We start from the raw sequence: 25,750 nt of genomic DNA, 5'->3' as shown, positions 1-25,750 counted from the left end.
GGTTACGTGCGCTTCTTGCGCACGTAAAGCACCAACGCATGTTCCTCGATCTCGTAGCCGTGGCTGGCTGCGACTTGCTTCTGCAGCTCCTCGATCTCGGCGCTCTGGAACTCGATGACCTTGCCGGTATCGATGTCGACCATGTGGTCGTGGTGTTCCCCGCGATCCAGCTCGTAGACCGCGTGGCCGCCCTCGAAGTTGTGCTTCAGGACCAGGCCGGCGGACTCGAACTGGGTGAGCACGCGGTACACCGTGGCCAGCCCGATTTCGTCCCCGTGCTCCAGCAACTGGCGGTAGATGTCCTCCGCCGTCATGTGCCGCGGGCGGGTTTGTTCCAACAGCTCGAGGATCCGCATCCGCGGATGCGTGACCTTGAGCCCGGCCTTGCGGAGATCCTGCTGTTCCATGGCGGCGGAGTGTATCATCGGCCCTCCCCGCGCCAGCCCAGACCACCGAATGCGCAAGCTGCTCATCGCCCTGTCCCTCGCCGCCCTCACCTCGGGCTGCGGCATGCTCTATCGCACGCCGATCTACCAGGGCAACCTGCTGGAGAAGTCCAACGTCGAGCAACTCCAGCAAGGCATGGACAAGCGCCAGGTGATGAACCTGCTCGGCTCGCCGTCGGTCGCCGACCCCTTCCACCATGACCGGTGGGACTACGTGGCCACGCAGCGCACCGGCCGCGTCGGCCCCGCGGAACGCAAGACGCTGACGCTGTGGTTCGAAAACGACCAGCTGGCCAAGTGGGACGGCGAATACTTCGGCGAGCAGGACGAGCAGCTCGCGAAGGAAATGCACGATCACTACGGCAACCTGCCGGTCGACAAGAAAAAGAAGAAGCAGGGCCGCTAAGCGTCGCTCGGCTTCGGGCGCGCGGCGCGTCGCCGGCGCGCGTCCTTCGGGTCCGCCACCAGCGGACGCAGCAATTCGATCCGGTCCCCGTCGCGCAGCACCGCCTGTGGCGTGGTACGCACGCCGTGCAAGGCCAGGCCGTCGATCCCGCGCGATTCCAGCATCTGCGGCGTGAGCCCCGCCGATTCCAGCGCCTGCGCCACGGTCGCGCCGATCGGCACGGTCACCTGCCACGACTCGAAGGCCCGCGGCACCGCCAGCACGATCTCCACGCGCACGCGCCTACTCCGCGCCGCGGTCGGCCGCGCGCACGAAATCGTCGACCATGCGGTCGGCCAGCCCCTGGAAGCCCAGCGCGAAGGCCGGCCCGAGCAACTTGTTCTTCGGTTCGAAATCGAGCGTCAGCGTCACCTTGCACGCGCTTTCGTCGAGCGCATGGAACTGCCAGCGGCCGTGCAGCTTCTTGAACGGCCCGTCCTTCAGATGCATGTCGATGTGGTGCGGCGGCGCGAGCGTGTTCTCGGTGGTGAACCACGTGCGCAGCGAGCCCAGGCCCAGGTCCAGCCGCGCGACCACGCGCTTGTCGCCCTGTTCCAGCACCTGCGCCGCCTCGCACCAGTCGAACCGGCGTGGGTACGCCGCGATGTCATTCACCAGCCCGAACATGCGGGCGGCGGAGTGTTCGACGAGGGCGCTGCGCTGGATCGTGGGCATTTGCACTTCAGTTCGCCTGCGCGGGCTGCTTCGGCGAGAATGGGCGGATGAACAAGAAAGTGGCCAAGGATAAGGGAAAGCCGGCGTCCGGCGCGGGCAAGGCGCCCACGCAGAAGACCATCGCCCTCAACAAGCGGGCGAAACACGAGTACCACTTCGAAGAGAAGGTCGAGGCCGGCATCGCCCTGCAGGGCTGGGAGCTGAAGGCCATCCGTGCCGGGCGCTCCAACATCGGCGAGGCCTACGCGATCGTGAAGGACGGCGAGCTGTACCTGTTCGGTGCGCAGATCACGCCGCTGATCTCGGCCTCCACGCACGTGATCGCCGACGCCCATCGCACGCGCAAGCTGCTTCTCCATCGCCGCGAAATCGACGAGCTCATCGGACGCGTGCAACGCGACGGTTACACGCTGATTCCCACCGCGATCTACTGGAAGGGCAACAAGGTCAAGGCCGAACTGGCCCTGGCGCGCGGCAAGCAGACGCACGACAAGCGCGAAGCCAGCAAGGAACGCGACTGGAACCGCGAAAAGCAGCGGCTGTTGCGCCGGCACAACAAGAACGCCTGAGCCCTACCCCGGCAGCTTCAGCGTAAAGGCGAACACCGCGCCCTTCCCCGCCTCGCCCGTCGCGGTGATCGTGCCGCCGTGGCGCTCGACGATGCGTTTCACCGTCGCAAGGCCGATGCCTTCGCCGGCGAAATGCGCATCGTCGTGCAGGCGCTGGAACGGGCGGAAGAGTTTGTCGACGTAGGCCTGGTCGAAGCCGACCCCGTTGTCCTGCACGTAGAAGGTCTCGCCATCATCGTGTTGCCCGAACGCGATGAAGGCCTGCTCGCGCTCGCGGGTGAACTTCCACGCATTGCCGAGCAGGTTCATCAGCAGGCTGCGCACCATCGCCGCATCGGCGGTCGCGACCAGCGTGGGTGCGATGTCGATGGTGACCGGGCGATGCGGATCGAGCGTGCGCAGGTCGGCGACGATGTCGCCAGCCATGCGCGAGAGATCGAGGCGTTCGGGCACCAGGTCGCCGCGTGCCACGCGGGAAAGTTTGAGCAGGCCTTCGATCAACTCGCTCATGCGCGCCGCGGCGTTGCGCACGCGTTCGAGATAGCCGCGGCCGGTGTCGTCGAGCACCGGCGTATAGCGATCTTCCAGCACGCGGCCGAAGCCTTCGATCGCGCGCAACGGCGCCCGCAGGTCGTGCGACACCGAATACGCGAAGGTTTCCAACTCGCGATTGGCCTCGCTCAACTCGCGCGTGCGCGTTTCCACGCGCGCTTCCAAGCTGCGATTCAGGGCGCGCACGCGCGCCTCGCTGCGCCGCGCGGCCAGGCTCATGCGCGCGGCCAGGCGTTGCGCCCGCAGTTCGGTATGCGCGAGCGACCACACGATGCCGAACAACAACAGCGACGCCAGCAAGCCGACGATCAAGGCCGTGCGCAACGGCACCAACGCCGGCGCCGCCGTCTCCAGCGGGCCCGATGCGAATTCGAACTGCCACTGCCGCCCATAGGCGCGCACCGTGGTCGTTTCGTGGAAGGCCGCCGCATCGCCATCGCGGTGATCCGGATCGGCGTACACCAGGTCGCGGCCGCCATTGGTGATGTCGTACAAGCGGAAGGTGACGGTCCGTTTGATCGGCGCGAGCCCGACTTCGACGAATCGCTTCGCGCGGATGGGCGCATACACCCAACCGGTGATCGCGGTTTCGCGCTGCACGCCGCTCGGCGGCGCCAGCCCGCCGGGAAACACCGGCACGTAAAGCAGGAAACCACCGGCCTTCGGATCCAGGTCCTGCACCAGTTTCACGCGCGCGCTCATGCGCGGCATCGCTTCGAGCATCGCCGCGCGCATCGCGGCCCGCCGCGCGGGTTCGGAATACATGTCGAAGCCGACCGCGCTGAGATTGTCCGCCGTGCGCGGTTCCAGATAGAGGATGGGGCCGTAACGCTCGCGTTCGCCGCGCGGCCAGATCGTCAGCAATCCGCGGCCGGCATCGCGGGTATCGATCTGCAGGCGCTGCATCCCGTAATGGCTGACGTAGGCCGCGTAGCCCAGGCCCGCCATCGCAGGGAAACGCTGCGCCAGGTTGAGCCCGTCGACATAGGCGTGCCACTCGGCGGGACTGGGCCGCGCGACGCTCGCGAACAAGGCGGCGCCGCCGCGGATCGTCAGTTCGTAATTGACCAGGCGCTGCTGCAGAAGCTCGACGATTTCCGACGTCGAGCCATGGAACTCGGCCTGCGCGCCGGCCAGCGCGTTTTCGCGCGCGGCACGCCATGCCGTGAGGACCAGCGCCACGGTGGCGATCAGCACGAGCACCGCGAGCGCGAACCCGGCGAAACCGGGCGTGGCACGCGGTACGTCTGGCGCGGTGGGGGAACGCGGCGCGGACACCATGGCCCCAGCATAAGCGGCAATGAACCCCGGGCGCGTCGAAACCCATCACGCCTTGACCTGCCCCATATCGCCCCTATACTGGTCGGGTCAGCGTGTTTGATGTCTCCCGGGGGTGCACTGGCTTCGACGGGGGTCGCGAAATCGCTTGGCGCATGCCGAGGGGGTAGCTTTCCTCGTTAATCCAGCTGCAAAAACCTAGACGCGAACGACGACGTCTACGCTCTGGCCGCTTAAGGCCTAGCCCCGAACCCACTTGTGCCTGTGCTCGTGGATGTAGGGTCATCATCACAGGATCGGTTGGAGTGGCGACCCGTCAGCTCCGACTTAACCTAAAGCGGGTGTGTCCTGCGGTGTGCCTCGCACGTCGTGTTGCCGCAGGCCGAGAACGAACGGCGAGCTAAGCATGTAGTGCCGGGGATGGAGTGCCTTCGGACGGGGGTTCAATTCCCCCCACCTCCACCAATTAAAAACCCCTGATTCGTCAGGGGTTTTTTCTTTGTAGAAGCCTGACCGATTTGCGCGAACCATCAGACGAGCAACATCGCATGATCACCTTCGTAATTGTCTTGGTTGTCCTCATCGCCATGATCGTCGCCAGCATGTCGAACAGGGACGACCTCAATCGTTATCAGCAGCTGAAGAACAAGAGAAGGTTCGGCGGAAAACCGTTGTCACCTTCGGAACTGGAAGAAATCGAAAGATTGTCCAGGAAATATTGGTGGTGGTGACCATGTCTCAGAGGGCTGACGAATTCTTGTTCCATGCATCAAGATCCGATCCGCCCCCTTCGCGCTCCCACGCCCGCCGAATCCGCACCGACGCCTGCGCCCAACTGACGCCGGTGCACGCGACGTATCCGCTCCACAGCACCTCGGCCCATCCGGCGACATCCTTCCAGTCGTCGCCGCGCACGACCTGGCGCATCGATTGGCCGATCTCCTGCATCAAACCCTGCGCGTCATGCGGTTCGTCGTCGCTTGCGCAATCCCTGGTCAACCCGGCTTGTTGCACGCCGCGAAGGAAGGTCTCGACGACCGTCTGTACATGATGGCGAACCTCGTCCGCGCGCGGCGCCGCGCGCAGGCCGAGGGTGATCTCCAGGTGCAGGTGGCCGCGCAGCATCGCAAGAAATCGTCGCGCGGAGAGCACGCAATCCTCGATGTCGATCTGTTTGCAGCGCTTCGCCTGCGCGAGCACCTTTCGAATCCGCTCCACCACCTGCTCGGGGCCGGTTGTCCAGAAGGCATCGGCGGCCGACGCGCGGCAGCCCGTTTGCGCGATGGCCGCGTTGTGCAGGCAGACGGCGGCGCAGGACGTCATCGTCGCCACGATGGCGGCGCCCAATGCGAGAAGTTCGCTTTGCAGCGGCATTCCGCGGCCGGCGGGCACGGACGCGAGGGCTTGCTGCGCGTGCTTGCGTGTCTCTGACAGGAAATGCTGCCGCAGTAACGCCGCGACATTCACCGAAGCGACGTCCGGCTCTGTCTGCAACTTGCGATACAGCCCGTTGGGGGTCCACGTCCAATAGCGCCGGCCCAGCATGTAAGCGACGAGCACGCTGCAATTCGCCCAGCCGCGGAGTTGGCTGCCGCGTCCGGGGATGCGTTCGCAAACCTGGAGGACGTCGCCGCTCGCGCTCCATTGCAGGAACCGGACGGCCTGGTCGAGCGTGAGCACGTTGACCATCATGCGCGTCCACCATGGCTCCATCAGCAGCCAGGTGCCGTCGGCAAGCGGGCGTAGCGCAAAGACATGTTTGTGTCGGGCGTGCGCGAATCGATGCCACCACTGCCGTTGCAATCCAGGGACGAAGCACACCAACCACGTCGCAGCCTCGACGGTCGCCGGTGAGCCATGTGCGTCGACTTCGATCGCGATCCTGTCGTCGACGACTTCAGACATGCGTGGCCCGCCTTTCGATGCCGAAGAAAAAGGCCTCGACGAGGCGCGGCACGTCGCTTTCGAGGTTCACGACGGAAGCGTCGACGAAATTCCAGTCCGCCCGGAGCAAGGACAGGAAGCACTCCGCCATGCGTCGTCCATCCGGCGCGACGCCGTCGTTGCGAAGAAACGGTGCGGATTCGAAATACCGCGCCAGCCCATCGCGCACGCGCCCCGGACCATGCGCGTAGAACTTTTCCCGGACCGACCTACCGCCCAATGCGTTCACCGTGAGGCGATAGAGATTGTGGAATCGCCGGCCGCGATATTCGCTCGCCAGGCGCTGGCCGAACTGCGCGAGCTGCATGCGGAACGCAGCTTCGTCGCCCCCATCGGCCAGCGGGACCAGCACCTCGTCGGCAATCGTCCTCGCGACGGCGGCGATCAGGCTGCCTGCATCGCCGAACAACGCGATCACCTCGTGCGTCGGCACCGACGCGCGGCCGAGGACGCACGCGATGCCCATGACATCGCGTGCGTGCAGCGCTTCGGCCACGCTGCGCACGATGGCGTCGCGTCGCGCTGGCGGCGGTTCGGATTCCAGGCACATCGCCACTACTCCTCGAAGGGCGCGCCCATCAACGCGTCGACGATCGAAGGCGCGCGATAGCCGGGGACGAAGCGTTCGCCGAAGTCGCGCGCGAAGTTGTCGTAGGTGGTTTCCGGTCGGCGCTCGCACAGGCCGCAGACGGCCTTGGTGAAACGGTCCTTCATCGCGAGCCGCGGGAATTCCGCGACGATCGCGGCAATGCGCTCGGCCGGCAGCGCGTCGTACCCCCAACCGCCCCAGTCCAGCGCGACGCCCAGGGTGCAGATCGCCGCTTCGGCTTCCTTGTGCAGGCAGATCGAGGGCGTGGAGTTGAGCGCGATGCTGTCCCAGATGAGCTGCGCGCGCCGTTCGTCGACGCCCAGGCCGCGAACGAAAGTGCGTGCCGCGTTGGCGCCTTCGACTTCGAAGCGAAGCTGGCCGCTCATCGCCTCGGACAGTCCGAGGTCGTGCAGCAAGGCCGAGATGGCCACGACTTCGGCGTCGTACGCCTCGTTTTTCTGCTGCGCGAGGAGCGTCGCGAAGAGCCAGGAACGCATCACGTGGTTGAACAGGTACGGCTCGCAATGGGTGCGCGCGAATTCGATCGCACTGTTCACCAAGGGCGTGTCCGGCACGGTCGCGCCTGCCAGCACGCGGGTCGGCAAGGGCGCATTACGGTCGTCAGTCTGGGATTGCATGCATCACCTCCGGCGGAATCAAAGCGTGTCGGCATCGTGTTCCCATCGGATCGGATCCGGCAGGCCCGGGGCCAGCAACGCGATGTTGACCGATCGGCAGTAATGCGCCTGCATCACCAGCGTGTGGACGCGCGTGCGGCTTCTGCACAGTTCGCGTGAGGCCTAAGGTGCCGCAGGTTCTTCCACGGAGACCTTCGCGATGCGCTACCTCACCCACGACAAACCTGCCGACCCGTCCTTCGACCCGAGCCGCCGCCAGTTGCTGGCATCCACCGTCGCCGCGGCGGCGATCGCCTCGCTGCCGCTCTCCGCGACGCGGGCCGCATCGCTGCCCGCGCCCCCGACCGCGCGGAAACAGGAAATGCAGTTTGTCACCACGAACGACGGCACCGAGATCTTCTACAAGGACTTCGGCTCGGGCCAGCCGATCGTTTTCCATCACGGTTGGCCGCTGTCCAGCGACGACTGGGACGCGCAAATGCAGTTCTTCCAGGCGCAGGGCTTCCGCGTCATCGCGCACGACCGTCGCGGACACGGCCGCTCGACGCAAACCTCCACCGGCCATGACATGGACACGTACGCTGCAGACGTTGCCGCGCTCGCGTCGAAGCTGGATCTGCGCGACGCGATCCACGTCGGCCACTCGACGGGCGGCGGCGAAGCCACGCGTTACGTCGCACGTCACGGGGCAGGCCGTGTCGCCAAGCTGGTGCTCATCGGCGCGGTCCCGCCGCTGATGCTGAAGACCGCCGCCAATCCGGGTGGCTTGCCGCTCGAGGTGTTCGACGGTTTCCGCAAGCAACTCGCGGCCAACCGGTCGAGCTTCTACTGGGACGTGCCTGTGCCGTTCTACGGGTTCAACCGTCCGGGCAACCCGGTCCAGGAGCCGATCCGCATGAACTGGTACCGGCAAAGCATGATGGGCGCCGTCAATGCACAGTACGACTCCATCAAGGCCTTCTCCGAAACCGACTTCACCGAAGACCTCAAGCGCATCGACGTCCCCGCGCTGGTGATGCACGGCGACGACGACCAGATCGTGCCGATCGCAGACTCGGCCTTGTTGTCGTCCAAGCTGCTGCGCAATGCAACGCTGAAGGTCTACAAGGGATTCCCGCACGGCATGTGCACGACGCACGCCGACGTGGTCAACCGGGATCTGCTGGCGTTCTTCCGCGCCTGATCGGTGGCGCAGCGAAGGCCCGCCTCGCGCGGGCCTTCGCTTTTTTTCAGTGGGCCTTCGACTGCTGTCCCACCTCAACCCGCCGCAACGGATGTGCTTCGGTATTCAACACGACCTTGTCGAGGTCGATCGTCTCCGGCGGCGCGAACAACAAGTAGAAATACTTGAACGTCTCCGCCAGCACGAAGCTTTCCATGTCGTCGGCCTGCTTCATCGTCGTCACATCATCGATCGCCGCGTAGCCCGCTTCCGTGCGGCAATGGCGCACGAAGTCTTCGAACAGCTTGCGGCCCATCACGCGATACTGCGGATCGCCCGTAAGGCGATACAGATACCAGGTCGACTCAACGATCTCAGGGCGCAAGGGATAACCGGGCGCAGTGATCTCGCGCTTGCGATAGTCGTAAGCCTCGGGCTCGATGCCGTGCAGGTTCCACATCGCGAAGGACGAGGCTTGCAACCGGCGCGCGCGATCGATGTCGCCCGAATAGGCGAGCAGGCCGGGATAGAACGCATCGAGCGCGCCGTATTCGTGGCCGGTGCGCTTGCCGGTCTTCATCTCCACCTGGCCGTACCAGAGGGCGCCGTCGACATCCTCGGCGAGCCACTTGTTGGCCGCCGCGACGCTCGGCGTCCACATCGCCAGGCAGTCCTTGTCGTCGAACAGCTTCCAGCACTTGAACAGGTACTCATAGTACGAGTCGATGCGCGCGCCGATGTGGGAGCTGGTGTTCGTCCATTTGCCGGTGACGGCGTCGAAGCGTTCGCCGACCAGGTCCAGCTTCGAACGGCGCTTGTACGTCTCGACGAGTGCGCGTTTGGCCTTGTCGTAATACACCGGGTTGCCGGTGAGTCTGCTCAGCGTGCCGTATTCGAGCAGCAGGGTGCCGGCTTCGGCCGGATTGCTGTCGGTGCCCTGCCCCTTGCCGGTGCGCAGGTTGACGTTGACGTACGGCAGGCCGGTGGGCGTGTCGAAGGCCGGCAGCAGGCGCTTGCCGAGATCTTCGGCCTGCTTGAGCAGGCGTTCGTCGCCAGTGAGCTGGTAGGCCGAGAGCAGCCCGCCGAGCAGGCGGATCACGACTTCGAAATGCTTGACCTGGAGGTCTTTGTCGAACGAGAGCTTCGTCGCGATCAGTTCCCGCGCGTCCTTCGCTTCATCGTTCAACCCCATGACCAGCATCGTGTCGAGCGCATCGACCGGCGTCATCAACAAGGATTGCGCATACCAGTCCTGCGGCGCCTTGCTCAGCGGCCTGAGCGCGTCGTGGCCCCACGCGTATTGCCTGTATCCGCCCCAAGCGTGCAGGAATTCGGTCTTGACGCTCGCGGCCAGGCGCGCGGCTTCGGCATCGTCGACGGTGTCCGCGGCGGCGGGCTTCGCGGCGGGCTTTTCCGCCGCGACGCCGAGCATCGGAACCAGGAGAAGGGACAGCAACAACGCACGCGATTTCGACATGGGGATCGCCTCAGGCGGAATGTTGGCGCAACAGGTGCAGCACGTCGTGGCATGCACCCATCGTGTGATAGTCGGTCTTGCCGGCGGGGCTCTTTTCGTCGCTGTACTTGCGGTTGCGGCGATCGAGAATGCGGTACCAGGCGCCGTGTTCGTGGTCGACGAAGTGCCGCCACGAATAGGCCCACAGCTTGTCGTACCAGTCCCACGCTCCCAGGCGCGCCGCCGCCGCGAGGGATTCGGCCTGGACCCAGAAATACTTGTCGTCGTCGCAGATGCTGCCGTCGGGGGCAAAGCCGTAACACAGGCCGCCGAACTCCGGATCCCATGCGCGCGCCATCGCGGTGTCGAACAGGTGTCGCGCCGTGCGAATCGCCCATTCGACGGGCGTGCCGCGCGCACGCAGGTGTCCATCGAGAATCACGAGCAACTTTGCCCACTCGGTTTGATGCCCGGGCTGGAAGCCCCACGGACGGAACAAATGTTTCGGATCGTCGCGGTGGTAATCCCAATCGACGTTCCACTCGCGATCGTAGTGTTCCCACACCAGGCCGCCGGCTTTCGCGGCCTGGCGTCGCGTCATGTTATCGGCGAGCGTGGCTGCGCGATCGAGGTAACGCGCGTCCTTGCTCGCCTCGTAGGCCGCCAGCATCGCTTCGCACATGTGCATGTTGGCGTTCTGGCCGCGGTAATCGCTGAAGTGCCACGCGGCGTCGGCTTCGTCGCGGTACAAGCCGGCATCGGCGTCCCAGAAGCGCGCTTCGAGTAGCGCCCAGGTCTCGTCCATCCAGTCGGCGGCTTCATCGATGCCGGCCTTGCGCGCGGTCGAATAGGCCAGCAGCACGAACGCCACGCCGTAGCAGTGGTTCGTCGCATCTTCCACGCGGCCATCGCGAAGCGTCCACGCATAGCCGCCCGTGGACGGATTGCGATGCACTTCGCGCAGGTAGGCCAGGCCGTGGCGCGCGGCATCGAGATATTGCGCGCGCAATGCGTCGTCCTCGCCGAACTCGTTGGCGGCCATCGCGTAGTTGAAGACGAAGCGCGTGCTGCTCACCAGGTGCCGATGGCTGCGGTCGTACACCGTGCCATCGTCCCTGAAATAGTGGAAGAACCCGCCCGCCGGATCGATGCAGCGCGGGTGATAGAACGCCATCGTGCGCGCGATGTGCGCGCGGAGGAATTCGGGCGAACGGAAATCGGGCAAGTCAGGGGTCGACATTCTGGCTTCCAAGCATTGCGATGACGTCGTCGAGTGTAGGCATCGCGGCGAACGCGCCCTGGCGGGTCACCGCCAACGCGCCGACGGCCGCGCCGAAGCGCAGCGTTTCGGCGATGGCCGTGGGGTCGGCGACGAACCGCGGGAACTTCGCGCCGTTGATGCCCAGTTGCGCGAGACGGAACAACACGCCGCCGACGAATGCGTCGCCCGCCGCCGTGGTGTCCACCGCACGCACGTCGAACGCGGGCACCTTGCCACTGCCCTCCCGCGTGTGCCATTGCATCGCGGCCGCACCATCGGTGACGACGAGCAGTTGCGCATGGCCTTCGAGGATGCGCTGGACGGCTGCGGCGTCGCCGCCGGGCATGGTGGCGGCGAGGTAATCCAGTTCGTTGCGCGCGAGCTTCACCAGGTCCGCTTCCATCAACGCGTTCCAGAGTTGCGGTCGCGGCTCCGCGTGCTCCGGCCACAAGGCCGGGCGCAGATTGAGATCGATGCTGACGACCGCGCCCGCGGCGCATGCCCGCGCCATGCCCTGCAGCGTGGCCTGTGCGATGCCCGGCTCGGTCAGGCTGTTGGAGCACACATGGAAGATGGCGTTGCCCTTGAACGCGTCTTCGTGGAAATGCATGTCGCGGAACAACAGGTCCGCGGCGGGCGGACGATAGAAATTGAAGTGGCGCTCGCCGTCGGCGTCCAACTGCACGAAGGCCAGTGCGGTGCGCGCAGCGTCGGTGCGGACGATGTGCGCGGTGTCCACGCCGGCATCGCGAAGACTGTCGAGAAGGAAGTCGCCGAACATGTCGGTGCCGAGCATCCCCACGAATTGCGCTTGCGCCCCCAGCCGCGCGGCCGCAACCGCGACATTGGCCGGCGCGCCGCCGGCGAATTGCAGGAACGCGCGCGGCGTGTCCGGCGTGGCGTTGGGCTGGGCGAGGAAATCGATCAGCGCTTCGCCGAAGCAGACGATCTTCATGCGCGATCCGTCATCCGCACGCGCGAACCACGCAGCCCGTACCACACGATGTACGCATAGCAGAGGGCCGACACCACGAATGCGTATTGCAGCGCACGCGTTTCGCCCTGCCCGGCCTGGAGTGCGTCGACCAACAGCCCCTGCAGCGGCGGAATCACCGCGCCGCCGACGATGGCCATGACCAACAGGCTCGCCGCCTTTTCCGTCATGGGCCCCAGGCGCTCGATGGCCAGCGTGAAGATCGTCGGGAACATGATCGAGTTGAACAGGCCCACCGCCACCACGCTCCAGGTGGCGACGCTCCCCGCGCTGTTCATCGTCACCAGCAGCAGGCCGATGTTGATCGCGGCGGCCGCGGGCAGCATGCGGCGCGGATTGGCGCGCAACAACAGCAGCGCGCCGATGAAGCGCCCGATCATCGCGGCCAGGTGATAGAAGGACAGATAGGCCGATGCGGCTTCCGGCGACATGTTGCCGATCTCGGGCCGCGAAACGTAAGTGACCATGAAGTGCGCGACCGTCACTTCGACGCCCACGTAGAAGAAGATCGCGAGCACGCCCCAGCGCACGTGCGGCAGCGCGAGCAATTCGGCGAAGGTGTGGTGGCGGACATCGGCGCGCTCGGTGGCTTCGGTCAAGGCCGGCATGCGGAACAGATACACCGCCAGTGCGAGCACGAGCAGCGCCACCGCCACGCCCACGTACAAGGGTTCGACCGTCGACGCGCGCTCGGAGGCCGGCAGCGCCGCAAGCTGCTCGGCACTGAGCAGCGTCGTGCTGAAGATGAGCACGCCCGCCACGTACGGACCGACGGTGTGCCCCAGCGAGTTCACGGCCTGTGCGAAGTTGAGTCGACTCGCCGCGCGCTCCGGTACGCCGAGCAGGCTGACGTAGGGATTGGCGGAGACCTGCAACAACACGATGCCGGTGGCAAGGATGAACAACGCCGGCAGGAACAGTTCGAACGATCCGATCTGCGCGGCGGGAAGGATCAGCAGCGCACCCGCGCCGGCGACGAGCAGGCCGACCACGATGCCCATCTTGAATCCGAGCCTGCCCACCACCTTGCCCGCGGGTACCGCCATCACGAAGTACGCGCCGAAAAAGGCCGAATCCAGCAACATCGACCGCGCATGCGTCAGTTCGAACACCGACTGCAGGTGCGGAATCAGCACGCCGTTGAGCTCGGTGATGAAGCCCCACATGAAGAAGATCGCCGTCATCGCCACCAACGCGACGCGCGTGTTGGTGACAGGTGCGGCGCGCGAGGCGACCAACGGAGTGCTCATGCGGGATCCTTGTTCGGAAAAGTTGGCGTGGACGACCCACCGCTGCTGCCGCGCACGACGAGCTTGACGGGTGCCACCAGATGGCAGGGCGCGGCATCGGGCGATCGCACGCGCTGCAACAGCAGTTCGGCGGCCTGGCGGCCGCGCGCACGCGGATCGACCGACAGCGTGGTGAGGGGCGGCGTGGACAACGCGGCTTCGGGAATGTCGTCGAAGCCGGTGATCGCGAAATCGACGCCCGGGCGCGTCCCGCGCGCCTGCAGGCCGAGCATCAATCCGAGGGCGACGTTGTCGTTGTAGCAGACCGCTGCGGTAAGTGACTGGTCGCGTTCGAAGAGCGTGTGCGTTGCATGCGTAGCGGCCACGCGCGTGGGCGTGCATTCGACGAGCCAGTTCGGATCCGGCGCGATGCCGGCCGCGGACAGCGCCGCGATGTAGCCCTGGCGGCGTTGTCGGCAGGAACTGGAATCGCCATGTCCACCAAAGAACGCGATGCGTCGATGGCCCAACGACAACAGATGTTCGGTGGCCAGGCGCGCGCCGCGTTCGTTCTCCAGCGCGAGGAAATCCCAGTCGCCGCCCGCAAGCGCGCGATTGAACACGAGCGCCGGCGTGACGCCGATCAGGCGACGCACCGCCTCGCCGTCGCTGTGCTCGGCCGGCGACAGGATGATCCCGGCGGGCCCGTGCTCCAGCAGCGAATCCAGCACGGCCTGCTGGCGCTCGGGAGATTCGTTCGTGCTGCCCAGCAGGGTCACGAAGCCTTCGGCGCCCAGCGCTTCGTCCACGCCCGCGGCGAACTCGGCGAAGAAGGGGTTCGACAGATCGTTGATCACCAGGGCCACGCTGGAGGACGTCCGTCGCCGCAGGTTCGCCGCGGCGCGGTTGTAGACGTAGTGCTGGCGCTTGAGTTCGGCCTCCACGCGCGCGCGCGTATCGACGTTGACCAAAGGACTGCGACGCAACACCAGCGACACGGTGGCGCGCGAGACATCGCAGGCGCGCGCGATGTCGTTGACGGTAACGGGCTTCTGGCGGGTCATGGCGATCGCGCCTCACACGCTGCCGGCGGCAGATCGACGGGCGCCGTGCCCCACGAACCCGGCACGTCGCCGAGTGTGAAGCGCAAGGTCCCGCCTTCGCGCACGYGGTCCCAATCGAGCCAGACATGGGCTGATGCCGCGCCGTCGAACGTCACTTCCTGGATGTACTGCACCGGCGCCCTGCCCGCTCCCGGCGCCTCGATGCGCAAAGTCTTCCCGTCGCCCAGATCCAGCGCAATCCGTTCGAAACGCGGTGGATGCACGATCAGTCGCCCCGTACCCGGCATCGCGGGATACAACCCGATGGCGCTGAACAAATACCACGCGGACATCGTGCCGAGATCGTCGTTCCCCGTGACGCCGTTGGGCGCATTGGTGAACAAGGACTGCGCGGCGCGCAGGATCACGGCGGTCTTCGCCGGCTGCCCGATCAAGGTGTACATCCACGGTGCGTGGAGGTCGGGCTCGTTGTTCGGGTTGTAGCGAAACTGGTTGTAGTAGTCGTACGAGCCGACGACCCATTGCTTGCGCGCGGCATTCGCCGGATCGGCCAACAACGCGTCATGGGCGAAGAAGGCGTCGAGGCGCTTGCCCGTGTTTTCCGTTCCGCCCATGGCCGCGACGAGGCCGGGCACATCCTGTTGCACCAACCATTGGTATTGCCACGCGGTGCCTTCGTGGAAGCCGTGCTGCGAACGTGGGTTGTATTCGCCGCGCGGCGTGGCGTACCACGCGCCGTCTTCGACACGCGGGCGCGGAAAACCGCGAAAGCCGGTCTGCGCATCCACCACGCTCTCGTCCCAGACCTTGCGCCAGTTGCCGCCGCGTGCGCGCAGCGTCGCGGCTGCAGTGTCTTCGCCCAGCGCGGTGGCCATCTGCGCGAGTGCGCAATCGGCCAATGCATATTCGAGCGTCGCCGAACCGCCATGGTGCGGATCCACGTCCATGCCCTTCGACGGAAAGGCGCGATCGTAGGGAACGAACCCGCGCACCAGGTACGTGTCGTTCCCCGCGCGGCCCTGCGCACGCGACATCGCGGGCGGACGGCCGTTCGCGTTCTGCCACAACGCCTTCCATGCCTGTCGTTCGTTTCCTGCGAGTGCGCCGTATTTCCACAGGTCCACCAGGAACGGGGTGACCGGATCGCCCGTCATGATGTTGGTGTCGAAGTTGGCGTAGCCCCAACGGGGCAGCCATCCCATCTGCGCGTGGATCGCCAGCATCGAGCGCCCGATGTCGCGCGCCCGTTGCGGCCGCAGCATCGCCAGCAACTGGTTCTGCGCGCGGTAGGTATCCCACAGCGAAAAGTATTCGTAATAGGTCCATCCGCTGGCGACGTGGATTTGCTCGTCATAGCCGCGGTAGCGGCCATCGGCGTCGTTGCCCGTCAGCGGTTGCAGCAACGCGTGGTACAGCGCGGTGTAGAGCACGGTCCAGTCGTCGGGGCTGCCGCCTTCGATGCGCACCGACGACAGTTCCTTGCGCCACTGCGATTGCGCGGCTGCGCGCATGGCGTCGAAGCCCAGCAGCCGGCCATCGCGCTTGCCTTCGGCATCGAGATTGCGGCGCGCACCGTCGGCGTCGACATGCGAGATCGCACTGGTCACGGTCACGCTGTGCGAAGCGCCCAGATCGAACGTCACCCACGCGCCATTCGCCACCTCCCACTGCGCGCCCATGCTCTCGCGCGCGCCCGGCGCGCCGCCGTCCTTGTCCCATGTGCCGAAGGATTGGAACGGTCGATCGAATTCCAGGCGGAACCACGTCGTGTACTGCTTGCCGCCGCAGAAACTCTTCGTCACCAACTTGCCTTCGATGGCGCGGTCGCCGACGACGTGCACGACGCTGCCCACCACCTCGTGCTTTTCGTTCGCCTGCCCCAGGTTCACCAATACGTGACCGGTTTCCTCGCGCGCGTCGAACGTGTAACGCTCCGCGGCGGCACGCACCAGGGCCGTGGCTTCGGCATCGATGCCGCCGTAATCGGTCAGCCGGACCCGGTAGTAGCCGGCCTGGCCGACTTCGCCGGTGTGCGTGTAGCCCGATGCGTATTCGCGGTAGTCGAACGCCTTCAGCGGTCCGGTCACGGGCAGGACGGTGACCTGCCCGCCCTGCTCCCAACACCCGGCGCCGGAAATGAAGGAGTGCCCGAATCCGCGGATCTTCGGATCGTCGTAGCGCCAGCCCGCGTAATGCGCGCCCACCGGCGAGACCTGGATCAGACCGAACGGCGCCGATGCGCCGGGGAAGGTGTTGCCCTCGTCCTGGGTGCCGATGAAGGTGTTGACCTCGGTTTCGAGGTTGGGCGCGCGACCCGTCGCCGCCGGCGAGGCCGTCGGGAACGCCAGAAACGCCATCGCGGCCGCAACGCGCAGGTGCATCGGTTCCCGGAACAAAGATTAGACCGATCTAAACACACCACAGTCCGCGCAAAAGCGCATGTCGCAGTGCAGCATGCCCCGTCCGCGAACAATGCTAGTTTTCGCCACTTGGACCGATCCAAACCGGGTGCCGAAATGACGAAACGGGTGAAAGCAGCGGGCCTCTTGCTGGCCGCGGCGGCGTGCAGCGCCATGACCGGCCAGGCCCTGGCCGCATCGGCCGCACGAGGCGCGCAAGCCTGGGCGGCCGTGGATCCCTTCATCGGCACGGGGGGCGAAGGCCACACCTTCCCCGGCGCGGTCGTGCCCTTCGGCATGATCCAGCTCAGCCCGGATACGCAGATCAGGCCGCGCAAGGATGCCTACGGCTGGGCGGCCGGCTATCGCTACGACGACAGCACCATCGTCGGCTTCTCGCACACGCATTTCTCCGGCACCGGCCACTCCGACCTGGGCGACGTGCTGGTGATGCCGATCTCCGGCGACGTCAAACTCGAACGCGGCGACGTCGACAAACCCGGCAGCGGCTACACCTCGCGCTTCTCGCACGATGGGGAAGTCGCGCAACCCGGTTACTACGCGGTGACGCTCGCCGACTACGGCATTCGCGCCGAACTCACGGCCGGTCCGCGCGTGGGCGTGCATCGCTACACCTTTCCGAAGGGCAAGCCTGCGCATGTGCTCGTGGACCTGCGCACGAGCCTCTACGACTATCCGGGCAAGGTGCTGTGGTCGCGCCTGCGATTGCATCCCGATGGCACGCTCACCGGCTTCCGCGAAACACGCGGCTGGGCGCCGGGTCGCCAGTTGTACTTTGCGATGCGTTTCTCGCGGCCGGTCAGCGGACACCAATTCCACGACACCGAAAGCGACGTGCCCTACAAGGGCTTCCCGCCGCCGGGCAAGGACGATCCGCGCCAGCGTGCGCAGATCGAAGGACGCCAACTGGTCGGCGCACTCGACTTCGCCGACGCACCCGGACAGCAATTGGTGGTGAAGGTCGCGATCTCGCCGGTCGGCGAAGACAGTGCACGCGCCAATCTCGACGCCGAAATGAAGGACTGGGATTTCGATCGCGTGCGCGCGGACGCGAAATCGCAATGGATGCAGGCACTGCGCGCGATCGACATCGATGCGCCCGCGCCGATGCGCACCAGCTTCTACACCGCGCTGTATCACGCCTTCATGGGCCCGAGCCTGTTCATGGACAGCGATGGCCGATATCGCGGGCCCGACAACGCCGTGCACCAGGCAAACGGGTTCACGAATTACTCGACGTTCTCGCTGTGGGATACCTATCGCGCTTTGCATCCGCTGCTCACGCTGGTGCAACCGGCGCAGCGCAACAACGACTTCATCCAATCGCTGCTCGCCGCGCAAAGCGCGAGCCCCTACGGTGTGCTGCCGATCTGGGCGTTCCATGGCCAGGAGACGTGGTGCATGATCGGTTATCACGCCGTGCCGGTGATCGCCGACGCCTACATGAAAGGCATCCGCGGCTACGACACCGACGCCGCGCTGAAAGCGATGGTGGCCAGCGCCAGCTACGGGCCCTACGACGGCCTCGCGCAATACATGGAACTGGGCTACGTGCCGATCGACGAGGAAGACGAAGCCGCGTCGAAGACACTCGAGTACGCCTTCGACGACTGGACCATCGCGCGCATGGCCGAAGCGATGGGGCGCAAGGACGTCGCGACGCAGTTCACTCGCCGCGCCGCGAATTGGCGCCACGCCTTCGATCCCGCCACCGGCTTCATGCGCGCGCGCAAGCGCGATGGCAGCTTCCGCGAGCCCTTCGACGCGACCGCCAGCGGTTACGGTTCCGATTACACCGAAGGCAACGCGTGGCAATACTCCTGGTACGTGCCGCAGGACGTCGCCGGCCTCGCGCAGGCCCACGGAGGCACGGACAAGTTGCTGGCGAAGCTGGATGCGGTGTTCGACGCGAAGGTCGATCCGAAGACCTTCGCGCACATGGAAGACATCACCGGCCTGATCGGTTGGTACGCGCACGGCAACGAACCCAGCCACCATGTCGCCTACCTGTACGCCGCGGCCGGCCAACCCTGGCGCACGCAGCAACGCCTGGGGCCGATCATGGCGAGCCAGTATTCGCCGCGGCCGGATGGCTTGTCGGGCAACGACGACCTCGGCCAGATGTCGGCGTGGTACGTGTTCACCGCACTCGGCTTCTATCCGATCGCGCCCGGCAGCAACGAATACATCATCGGCCGCCCCTTCCTGCCGCGCGCGACGCTCGAGCTGCCCAACGGCAAACGCTTCACCGTGATCGCCGATGGGCTCGACGAAGCGCACCCCTATATCGGCAGCGCCACGCTCGACGGAAAGCCGCTGAACCGCGCCTTCCTGCGCCACGAAGAGATCGTCGCCGGTGGAGAGTTGCGTTTCGAAATGCAGGCCGGACCCAACAAGGCATGGCCAGGCCGGGAGGCGGCGCAGCCGTATTCAATGTCGCAATGAAGTCGCAAAGGCCCGCATCGCACGGGCCTTTTGCTTTCATCCCGCACCATCGAGATAGCGCGGCTCACGCTCGCAAGTGAAGGCCATCGTCCGACGCACCACGCCCGACGCCCACTCCGCCTGCAGCAACAATTCGTGCTTCCCCGCCGCGGGCGCCGTCAACCAACGCTCGCGATCGCGGCCGATCGGCACGCCATCCAGCCACCACTGCAGTCGCTCGCCCGGCAGGGGCTGGCCGGCACTGTCGGTGATGTTGCCCTGCAATTGCATCGGCGTCCCGACACGCACGACCGTGTCCGGCGGCGGGCTCACGATCGCGACGATCGGCTCGCGTTCGGGCAGTGCGACGCGCAGCGGATCGGACTGCGCGGAAAAGAATCCATCGTGGGCGATCATGCGCAGTTCGATTTCGCCCGCGGGCAATCCGTCGAGGGGAATGGCTGCGCGATTGTCCTGCAGGCCCACGGCCAGGCCGTGCCACGCATCGTCGCGGTCGCGGCGCCATTGCAGCCACACGTCCTGGACGTCGCCGGGTTCAACGCGCCATTCCAGCGCGATCGATCCCTCGTCGAGCAGGCGCGCGGACGCTTCGGCGAAACGCGGTGGATGGCCCGTTGCGTCGCGGCGCCAGCTTTGTTTGTCGGGGCCTTCGATGCGCAGGCTCGCACCGGGCGCGACATCGGGCACGTAGGCGCGGAACGCGAACGGCGGTGCGTCCGGATTGCGATGGGCATCGGCGCATCCGCAACAGTTCCCGCCCCGGTGTTCACGACGCAGGAGCATCGCTCGCGACAACACCCCGCCGCGCTCGTCGATCAATTGCGCCGTCCACTGCGTCGGCGTGCCCTGCGCCGGCGCGACGACGCCGATGCGCGCCACCGACTGCACCTCGATGCGGCCGTCTTCGTGCACGAGCCCCTGGATGGAAATGACGGGATTCATGCGCTGCTCCGGGTTCTCCCGCAACCACGGCGGATCCGGCCACCAGGTATGTTCGAGATCGTACGGTCGCTGGTGCGGGTGGTCGTCGAAGACGGTGCGATCGGGCAGCCAACGCGGATCCAGGCGTTCATGCTGGACCAGGCGTTCGAGTTGGTACAGGGACATCCAGCGCGGATTGCAGTAGCACATATAGTCGTAAGTCGTCGCCGGATCGAAGATCGCACCGTTGCGGATGTCCAGGCCGTATTCGCCGATCGAGGCGACCGGATAGGGCTCGTAACGCGGATAGTCCGGATCGGTGTCGCCGGCTGCGCCGCAGGGCGTGTGTTGGAAACCGTAACCGTGGCCGATCTCGTGGAGGAAGGTCATCAGGTTGCCCGACGCACCCGCGCCCAGCCCCGCGTCGCCACATCCGGGAACGCCCAGCGGCATGCCGGTCGGCAACAGTCCGTAATACACGACGTCGTTGCGATTGCCATCGTTGTCGCGCAGCTTCGAGAGCCACCACAGCAATGCATTCCAGTTGACGGAACACTCGCCGGCGCCCGTGCGTGGGTCGTCCAGGGGCGAAAACCAATTCATGTTCGAACACAACGCGAACGAACCGGTCGCCTGCACCGGCATGGCCGCAAATGCAGTGGACGCGGTGGATTGCAGGTCGGCGAGCGTCGGCCGCGCAAGCGTCAGTTGCGTCACGGGCATGGCGGGAGTTCCCGGACCCGATGTGCTCGGGCCGTCGTAGGCGATCAACATCGCGCGCACGCGCAGGGTCTGGACCAATCGCGCGGTGACGTCGACGGCCGCGTCGCCGTCGGTGTATCCGGTCAGGCGCGCAGTCAGCCGCAACGTGCCGTGGAATTCGCTGGCGGGGATCACGAAGTTGAGCGTGCGAAACCGCTGTCCGCGTTCGGTCTTGTACGCAAGCGACTGTTGGGCGGTGATGCTTCCCCCTTGCGGCGCATAGGTATCGATCACCGCGTACGCGTTGGAATAATCGCGGCGTGCGAGCTCCAGCGTGCCGGTGACGTTCGCGATCGAACTGAGCAGTCCGGACCGAACGTACACGCGCACCCACGCCGCCTTGTAGGCCGCCAGTTGCACCGAGTTGTCCATGCCGCGGTCGGCCGGATCGGTCAGGTGCTCGGCCGCCCTGTAATGCTGGATGGACTGTGTCACTTCGATCCCGACCACGCGCGCTTCCCACAGGCGATAGCGTTCGACGAACGACTCCTGCCAGCCGCGGCGAAGGCCGGTTGCGATCTGTTCGAGCAATGATGTGGGCACGGTGGAAGCCTGTCGCGCGACGGATTGCCGTGTGGCTATCAACGAGCGCGTTCCATCGGATCGGCCAGACGCGTTTGCGCCGCGCTCGGGTGTCCCCTGTCCGATGTGCATCGCGTTCGCGTTGAGTCTTGTGCGGACTGCTTCCGCCCAGGAGATTCCCCCATGAAGCACAGCTCTTCCGTGCGCGTCTGCGTGCTTGCGATGGCAATCGCAGTCGCCACATTCACCGCAAGCGCCGGCCAGGCGAGAGATCCGTTGTTGCGCGCCGCTGAATTGGTGCGCGTCGAAGCGGCGCAGCCGGTCGGCGTGTCCGTCTTCGCCACAGGGCTCAACAATCCGCGCGGCTTGAAGTTCGGCCCCGACGGCAATCTCTATGTCGCCGAGGGCGGCATCGGTGGCAGCCATTCGACGACGGCGAAGCAATGCACGCAGGTCGTGCCACCGGTCGGTCCGTACCTGGGCAGCAGCACGGGCGGGCGCATTTCCCGCATCGACAGCAGCGGCCATCGCACCACGGTGACCACCAACCTGCCCACCAGCACGACGAGTCCGGACCTCGGCTCGCTCGTCAGCGGTGCAGCCGATGTCGCATTCGTCAACGGTCGCCTGTATGCATTGATCGGTGGCGGCGGTTGTTCGCATGGCGTGCCCAATCGCGACAACGCCATCGTGCGCATCGGTGCAGGCGGCACGCCCACGCTCGTCGCCAACCTCAGCGCGTATCAGAAAACGCATCCCACCGCGGTCGTCGAGGAAGACGATTTCGAACCCGACGGCACGTGGTACAGCATGGTCGCCAACGGCGGCTGGTTGTATGCGGTGGAACCCAACCATGGCGAACTCGTGCGCGTCTCGCCAACGACCGGTGCGATCCAGCGCGTCATCGACATCTCCGCGCGCGTGGGGCACGCCGTGCCGACGGCGCTCGCGCATCACGGCGCGAACTTCTACATCGGCAACCTCGGCACGTTCCCGATCGTCGATGGGTCTTCGCGCGTGTGGCGGCTGTTGTCGAATCCAACGCGCCTGCAAGTGGTCGCGCAAGGGACGACCATCCTCGGCCTCGCGTTCGATTCGCGCGACAATCTCTACATCCTGCAGAACACCACGGGCAATCCGGGCCCGACGCCCGGCGCGGGCAGCATCGTCCGGATCCGCCCCGGCGGTGGCCCGGAAACGATCGTCAGCGGCCTGACCCTGCCGACGGCGATGACGATGGGACCGGACGGCAACCTCTACGTCTCGCACGTCGGCTTCGGGCCGCCGTTGCCGGGCGTGGGCGAAGTATTGCGCATCGACCTTTGATCGCATGCCGGACAACGCAAGGCCCGCATCGCGCGGGCCTTGTCGTCGATGCATGCACTAGGGTTGGAACCAGTCGTTCGCACTGCCGACCGGCAGCGACACCCAGGTCCCGCTGGCGACGTTGAACAACCGCATCGCGACGCCACTGGCGTTGCTGCGGTCCGTCAGCAGGCGCGTCGCATCGTTGGAGAACTCCACTGGGAAGTACTCCAGGCCATCGGCGATCGGCATCGGAATCTCTGTATCGCTCGTGCCATCGGCGCTCATGATCCACACGTGCGTGTACATGTCGGTGCCGCTGAACTGCGTCTTCTGGTAAGCGAAGCGCGACCCGCCCTGCGACCAGACCGGGTTGGTGCCTTCGGCACGCGGCACGATCGCGTCGGTGGCGAAGTTGATCGACGAGATCTCGCGACCATCGTCCAGCAGGCCTTGTGTGCCCGCGGGATTGATCAGCAGGCGATAGCCGTCTTCGAACATGCCCGAGGTCAGCAGCGTGCGCGTGCCCGTGCTCACGTTGATGCTGTACGCGTTCATGTAGTACGGCGGCTCGAGCCCGGTCCCGCGTCGCCATGTGGAAACGAACAGGCGCGTGCCGTCGGCCGACCACACCGGGCGTACGTTGAAATACACCGTCGACGGCGTCGGGCAGTAGAGATTGCGTTGCCCCGTGCCGTCGGGCCGCACGAGGGCCAGGCACGAAGCGCCCGGTGTCGCCTGCGTGGTGAAGGCGATCATGCCGCCGTCGGGACGCCACGAGGGAAGCGAGTGATAGCTCGTGCCGGTCGTGATCTGCGTGCGGCTACCGCCGGTCGCCGTCATGCGCCAGAGCTTCGGGTTGGCGCTTCCCGTCGAGGATTGGTAGACGATCGTGTTCCCCGATGGCGACCACCGCGGGTCGAAGCGATAGACATTCGGGCTCGTCGGCGCCAGTTGCATCAACCCCGTGCCATCGGCATTGACGCGGTAGAGCGTGGACGAGTTGAGCGATCCATCGCCGTTGTAAACCCACCTCAGGAAGGCCACGCGGCTCTGCGCGGCGCAAGGCTCGACGATGGCGAGCGAAAACAAAGCGGCAACGATTGCGAAAGTTGAACGGCGCATGGCGCGACTCCCTCTGTGATCCCTGCAAGGAGGAAGCACGCGTCCCGCGGATGCACACGGTCAAAAGTGCGCGAAATTCACCGGGTGACCGATGTTCGTATTGTCGTGTTGCCCGTGCCCAGCGCACCCACCAGGCCCACCAGTTCGGCCAATGAATGCGCCTGCATCTTGCGCATCACGCGACCACGATGCGCCTTGACCGTGATTTCGCTGATGCCGAGTTCGGCGGCGACCTGTTTGTTCAGCAGGCCCGTTGCCACGCCGCGCAGCACGTCGCGCTCGCGGGGCGTGAGTGTCGCGTAGCGAACGCCCAATGCATGCGCGACCGCGGCCCGCTGCATCGCCTGCTTGCTGGACGCGATCGCGTCGCCGACGACGGGAAGCAGCGTCTCCCTCGCGAGGGGCTTGAGCATGAACTCGAACGCACCGGCTTTCATCGCACGCACACTGGTGGGGACGTCGCCGTGGGAGGTGATGAAGATGATCGGCAGCGTCGTGCGCTCGTGGGCGATGTAGCCCTGCAGCGCCAGGCCATCGATGTCGGGCAAGGCCAGCTCCAGCAACAGGCAACCAGGCGCGGGCGATCGCGGGCGTGCGAGGAAATCCCGGGCCGTGCCGAAGCACTCGGCCCGCCAACCCATCGCACGGATCCATGCAGACAGACACTCGCGCGCGGCGGCATCGCCATCCACCACATGCACGACCGCGCAGTCGCGCTGGTCACAGTCGGTCTGTTGCGACATCGGTCACCCGGAGACGCACGGTAGCGAGAGGATGACCGCAATGGGCGATGTGTGCACATCTATTTTCGTGCCAAGTCGGCGGCCGATACGTTCGTCCAATCGACAAGGCGTGCGCATCGTGCTGAGTTTCTGCGATGTCATGAAGATGTTCCGCGCGCTGCTCGCCTCCACCGTGGCCGCTCTGGCCGTCGCGCTCTCCGGCGCCTCGTGCGAAGGCAGCGGCCGTTCGCCCACCCTGCCCTCGGTTTTCGAACGCACGATGCCTCCGCTCGATGGTGCAACCGGCTGGATCAACTCGCCGCCGCTCGACGTGCGAGCCTTGCGCGGCAAAGTGGTGCTCGTCGATTTCTGGACGTATACCTGCATCAACTGGATGCGCACGGCGCCGTGGCTGCGCACCTGGGCCACGAAGTACAAGGACGCAGGCCTGGTCGTCATCGGCGTGCATTCGCCGGAATTCGAATTCGAACAGGATCCTGCGCGCGTCAAGCACTTCACCGCCGCGCTGGACCTGCCCTATCCGGTCGCGATCGACAGCCGCCACGCGATCTGGAACGCCTTCGACAACCAGTACTGGCCCGCGCTGTATTTCATCGACGCGCTCGGCCGCATCCGGCATACGCAATTCGGCGAAACCGATTACGACAAGGCCGAAGGCGTCCTGCGCGACCTGCTGAAGGAAGCGGGCGCGAAGAGCCTCCCGCCGATCACGCCCAGCATCGGGAAAGGCGCCGAAGCGGCCGCGGATTGGCCGAACCTGCGAACGCCGGAAACCTACGCCAGCGCCACGCGCACCGAGCGCTTCGCATCGCCCGGCGGGATCGTCGCGTCGCGGCGCCACGTGTACACCGCGCCTGCGCGCCTGCAGCAGAACCAATGGGCGCTCATCGGCGACTGGACCATGGACGACGACGCCGCGCGCTCCAATGCCGGCAAGGACAGCGTGCAGTTCCGCTTCCACGCACGCGACGTGCACGCGGTGATGGGCTCGGCGATGGAAGGCCCGGTGCGCATCCGCGTGACCATCGACGGCAAACCGCCCGGCGACGCGCACGGCACGGACATCGATGCCGATGGCGCCGGCACCGTGTCCGAATACCGCATGTATCAATTGATCCGGCAAAGCGCAGCGATCGAAGACAGGACCGTGGAGATCCTGTTCTTCGACCGGGGCGTCGCGGTGTTCTCCTTTACCTTCGGCTGAA

23 protein-coding genes and 1 other RNA gene are annotated in these 25,750 nt (G+C 66.0%); 8 read left to right on the top strand and 16 right to left on the bottom strand.

Going from position 1 to position 25,750, the window contains the following annotated elements:
• Positions 1-2 precede the first annotated feature (2 nt).
• Positions 3-407 carry a ferric iron uptake transcriptional regulator gene (gene fur, locus AC1DOM_RS08320; protein ID WP_498962132.1) on the bottom strand — a complete coding sequence of 135 codons (405 nt, stop codon included), beginning with the start codon at positions 405-407 and terminating at the stop codon, positions 3-5.
• A 49-nt stretch (positions 408-456) separates the two neighbouring features.
• On the opposite strand from fur, the gene AC1DOM_RS08315 reads away from it, so the two are divergent.
• Positions 457-852, top strand: coding sequence for an outer membrane protein assembly factor BamE (locus AC1DOM_RS08315; RefSeq protein ID WP_498962131.1), 396 nt, complete (start codon positions 457-459; stop codon positions 850-852).
• Here AC1DOM_RS08315 and AC1DOM_RS08310 read toward each other — a convergent pair.
• Positions 849-1,130 (bottom strand): RnfH family protein, encoded by a 282-nt coding sequence (locus tag AC1DOM_RS08310; protein ID WP_498962129.1) that lies wholly within the window; start codon positions 1,128-1,130, stop codon positions 849-851. The two genes, AC1DOM_RS08315 and AC1DOM_RS08310, sit on opposite strands and share 4 nt — an antisense overlap.
• Before the next feature lie 4 nt (positions 1,131-1,134).
• Positions 1,135-1,566, bottom strand: coding sequence for a type II toxin-antitoxin system RatA family toxin (locus AC1DOM_RS08305; protein WP_498962127.1), 432 nt, complete (start codon positions 1,564-1,566; stop codon positions 1,135-1,137).
• A gap of 47 nt (positions 1,567-1,613) precedes the next feature.
• On the opposite strand from AC1DOM_RS08305, the gene smpB reads away from it, so the two are divergent.
• Positions 1,614-2,135, top strand: coding sequence for an SsrA-binding protein SmpB (smpB, locus tag AC1DOM_RS08300; protein ID WP_498962125.1), 522 nt, complete (start codon positions 1,614-1,616; stop codon positions 2,133-2,135).
• A 3-nt stretch (positions 2,136-2,138) separates the two neighbouring features.
• Here the strand turns inward: smpB and AC1DOM_RS08295 are convergent, their stop codons facing one another.
• Entirely contained in the window at positions 2,139-3,968 is a 1,830-nt protein-coding gene (locus AC1DOM_RS08295; RefSeq protein ID WP_498962123.1) for a sensor histidine kinase, read from the bottom strand.
• Positions 3,969-4,076: 108 nt separating this feature from the next.
• On the opposite strand from AC1DOM_RS08295, the gene ssrA reads away from it, so the two are divergent.
• Positions 4,077-4,430, top strand: a transfer-messenger RNA (tmRNA) gene (gene ssrA, locus AC1DOM_RS08290).
• Positions 4,431-4,513: 83 nt separating this feature from the next.
• Positions 4,514-4,696: a hypothetical protein gene (locus tag AC1DOM_RS08285; protein WP_498962121.1), complete on the top strand. Its 183-nt coding sequence runs from the start codon at positions 4,514-4,516 to the stop codon at positions 4,694-4,696.
• Between the two features lie 7 nt (positions 4,697-4,703).
• Here AC1DOM_RS08285 and AC1DOM_RS08280 read toward each other — a convergent pair whose 3' ends face one another.
• Genes AC1DOM_RS08280 through AC1DOM_RS08270 form a run of 3 tightly spaced genes read right to left on the bottom strand, consistent with a single transcriptional unit; the run spans position 4,704 to position 7,136 of the window.
• On the bottom strand, positions 4,704-5,870 hold the full coding sequence (locus tag AC1DOM_RS08280) for a TetR/AcrR family transcriptional regulator C-terminal domain-containing protein (protein WP_498962119.1): 1,167 nt from the start codon (positions 5,868-5,870) through the stop codon (positions 4,704-4,706).
• Positions 5,863-6,459: a hypothetical protein gene (locus AC1DOM_RS08275; RefSeq protein ID WP_498962117.1), complete on the bottom strand. Its 597-nt coding sequence runs from the start codon at positions 6,457-6,459 to the stop codon at positions 5,863-5,865. Before AC1DOM_RS08275 ends, AC1DOM_RS08280 begins: the two co-directional genes overlap by 8 nt.
• 5 nt (positions 6,460-6,464) lie before the next feature.
• Positions 6,465-7,136: an HD domain-containing protein gene (locus AC1DOM_RS08270; RefSeq protein WP_498962116.1), complete on the bottom strand. Its 672-nt coding sequence runs from the start codon at positions 7,134-7,136 to the stop codon at positions 6,465-6,467.
• Between the two features lie 361 nt (positions 7,137-7,497).
• On the opposite strand from AC1DOM_RS08270, the gene AC1DOM_RS08265 reads away from it, so the two are divergent.
• Complete coding sequence (locus tag AC1DOM_RS08265) at positions 7,498-8,319, top strand: alpha/beta fold hydrolase (protein ID WP_498962493.1); 822 nt, start codon at positions 7,498-7,500, stop codon at positions 8,317-8,319.
• Positions 8,320-8,365: 46 nt separating this feature from the next.
• On the opposite strand, the gene AC1DOM_RS08260 is transcribed toward AC1DOM_RS08265, so the two are convergent.
• From AC1DOM_RS08260 to AC1DOM_RS08235, 6 genes are read right to left on the bottom strand one after another with little or no spacing between them, the layout of a single operon-like run.
• Complete coding sequence (locus AC1DOM_RS08260; RefSeq protein ID WP_498962114.1) at positions 8,366-9,775, bottom strand: glycoside hydrolase family 47 protein; 1,410 nt, start codon at positions 9,773-9,775, stop codon at positions 8,366-8,368.
• Positions 9,776-9,785: 10 nt separating this feature from the next.
• Entirely contained in the window at positions 9,786-10,994 is a 1,209-nt protein-coding gene (locus AC1DOM_RS08255; protein WP_498962112.1) for an AGE family epimerase/isomerase, read from the bottom strand.
• Positions 10,981-11,970, bottom strand: a complete 990-nt coding sequence (locus AC1DOM_RS08250; protein WP_498962110.1) for a carbohydrate kinase family protein — start codon at positions 11,968-11,970, stop codon at positions 10,981-10,983. Before AC1DOM_RS08250 ends, AC1DOM_RS08255 begins: the two co-directional genes overlap by 14 nt.
• Positions 11,967-13,247: a sugar MFS transporter gene (locus tag AC1DOM_RS08245; protein WP_498962491.1), complete on the bottom strand. Its 1,281-nt coding sequence runs from the start codon at positions 13,245-13,247 to the stop codon at positions 11,967-11,969. The genes AC1DOM_RS08250 and AC1DOM_RS08245 overlap by 4 nt, the downstream gene beginning before the upstream one ends.
• An 8-nt stretch (positions 13,248-13,255) precedes the next feature.
• Positions 13,256-14,302 carry a LacI family DNA-binding transcriptional regulator gene (locus AC1DOM_RS08240; protein ID WP_498962108.1) on the bottom strand — a complete coding sequence of 349 codons (1,047 nt, stop codon included), beginning with the start codon at positions 14,300-14,302 and terminating at the stop codon, positions 13,256-13,258.
• Complete coding sequence (locus AC1DOM_RS08235) at positions 14,299-16,683, bottom strand: GH92 family glycosyl hydrolase (protein ID WP_498962106.1); 2,385 nt, start codon at positions 16,681-16,683, stop codon at positions 14,299-14,301. Before AC1DOM_RS08235 ends, AC1DOM_RS08240 begins: the two co-directional genes overlap by 4 nt.
• Positions 16,684-16,818: 135 nt before the next feature.
• Between AC1DOM_RS08235 and AC1DOM_RS08230 the strand changes: the two genes are divergently transcribed.
• Complete coding sequence (locus AC1DOM_RS08230) at positions 16,819-19,167, top strand: GH92 family glycosyl hydrolase (protein ID WP_498962104.1); 2,349 nt, start codon at positions 16,819-16,821, stop codon at positions 19,165-19,167.
• A 36-nt stretch (positions 19,168-19,203) separates the two neighbouring features.
• Here AC1DOM_RS08230 and AC1DOM_RS08225 read toward each other — a convergent pair whose 3' ends face one another.
• Complete coding sequence (locus tag AC1DOM_RS08225; RefSeq protein WP_498962103.1) at positions 19,204-21,393, bottom strand: hypothetical protein; 2,190 nt, start codon at positions 21,391-21,393, stop codon at positions 19,204-19,206.
• A gap of 162 nt (positions 21,394-21,555) precedes the next feature.
• On the opposite strand from AC1DOM_RS08225, the gene AC1DOM_RS08220 reads away from it, so the two are divergent.
• Complete coding sequence (locus AC1DOM_RS08220) at positions 21,556-22,698, top strand: ScyD/ScyE family protein (protein ID WP_498962101.1); 1,143 nt, start codon at positions 21,556-21,558, stop codon at positions 22,696-22,698.
• Between the two features lie 57 nt (positions 22,699-22,755).
• Here the strand turns inward: AC1DOM_RS08220 and AC1DOM_RS08215 are convergent, their stop codons facing one another.
• Complete coding sequence (locus AC1DOM_RS08215) at positions 22,756-23,802, bottom strand: TolB family protein (RefSeq protein ID WP_498962099.1); 1,047 nt, start codon at positions 23,800-23,802, stop codon at positions 22,756-22,758.
• A 77-nt stretch (positions 23,803-23,879) separates the two neighbouring features.
• Positions 23,880-24,545 carry a response regulator transcription factor gene (locus tag AC1DOM_RS08210; protein ID WP_498962097.1) on the bottom strand — a complete coding sequence of 222 codons (666 nt, stop codon included), beginning with the start codon at positions 24,543-24,545 and terminating at the stop codon, positions 23,880-23,882.
• Positions 24,546-24,654: 109 nt separating this feature from the next.
• Here AC1DOM_RS08210 and AC1DOM_RS08205 point away from each other — a divergent pair, with 109 nt between their 5' ends.
• Entirely contained in the window at positions 24,655-25,749 is a 1,095-nt protein-coding gene (locus tag AC1DOM_RS08205) for a redoxin domain-containing protein (RefSeq protein WP_498962095.1), read from the top strand.
• Position 25,750: the final 1 nt, after the last annotated feature.

It is taken from the genome of Lysobacter sp. P5_B12, assembly GCF_056400425.1.
The sequence above is the reverse complement of the archived record's forward strand: the minus strand, read 5'-3'. Positions and strand labels throughout refer to the sequence as shown.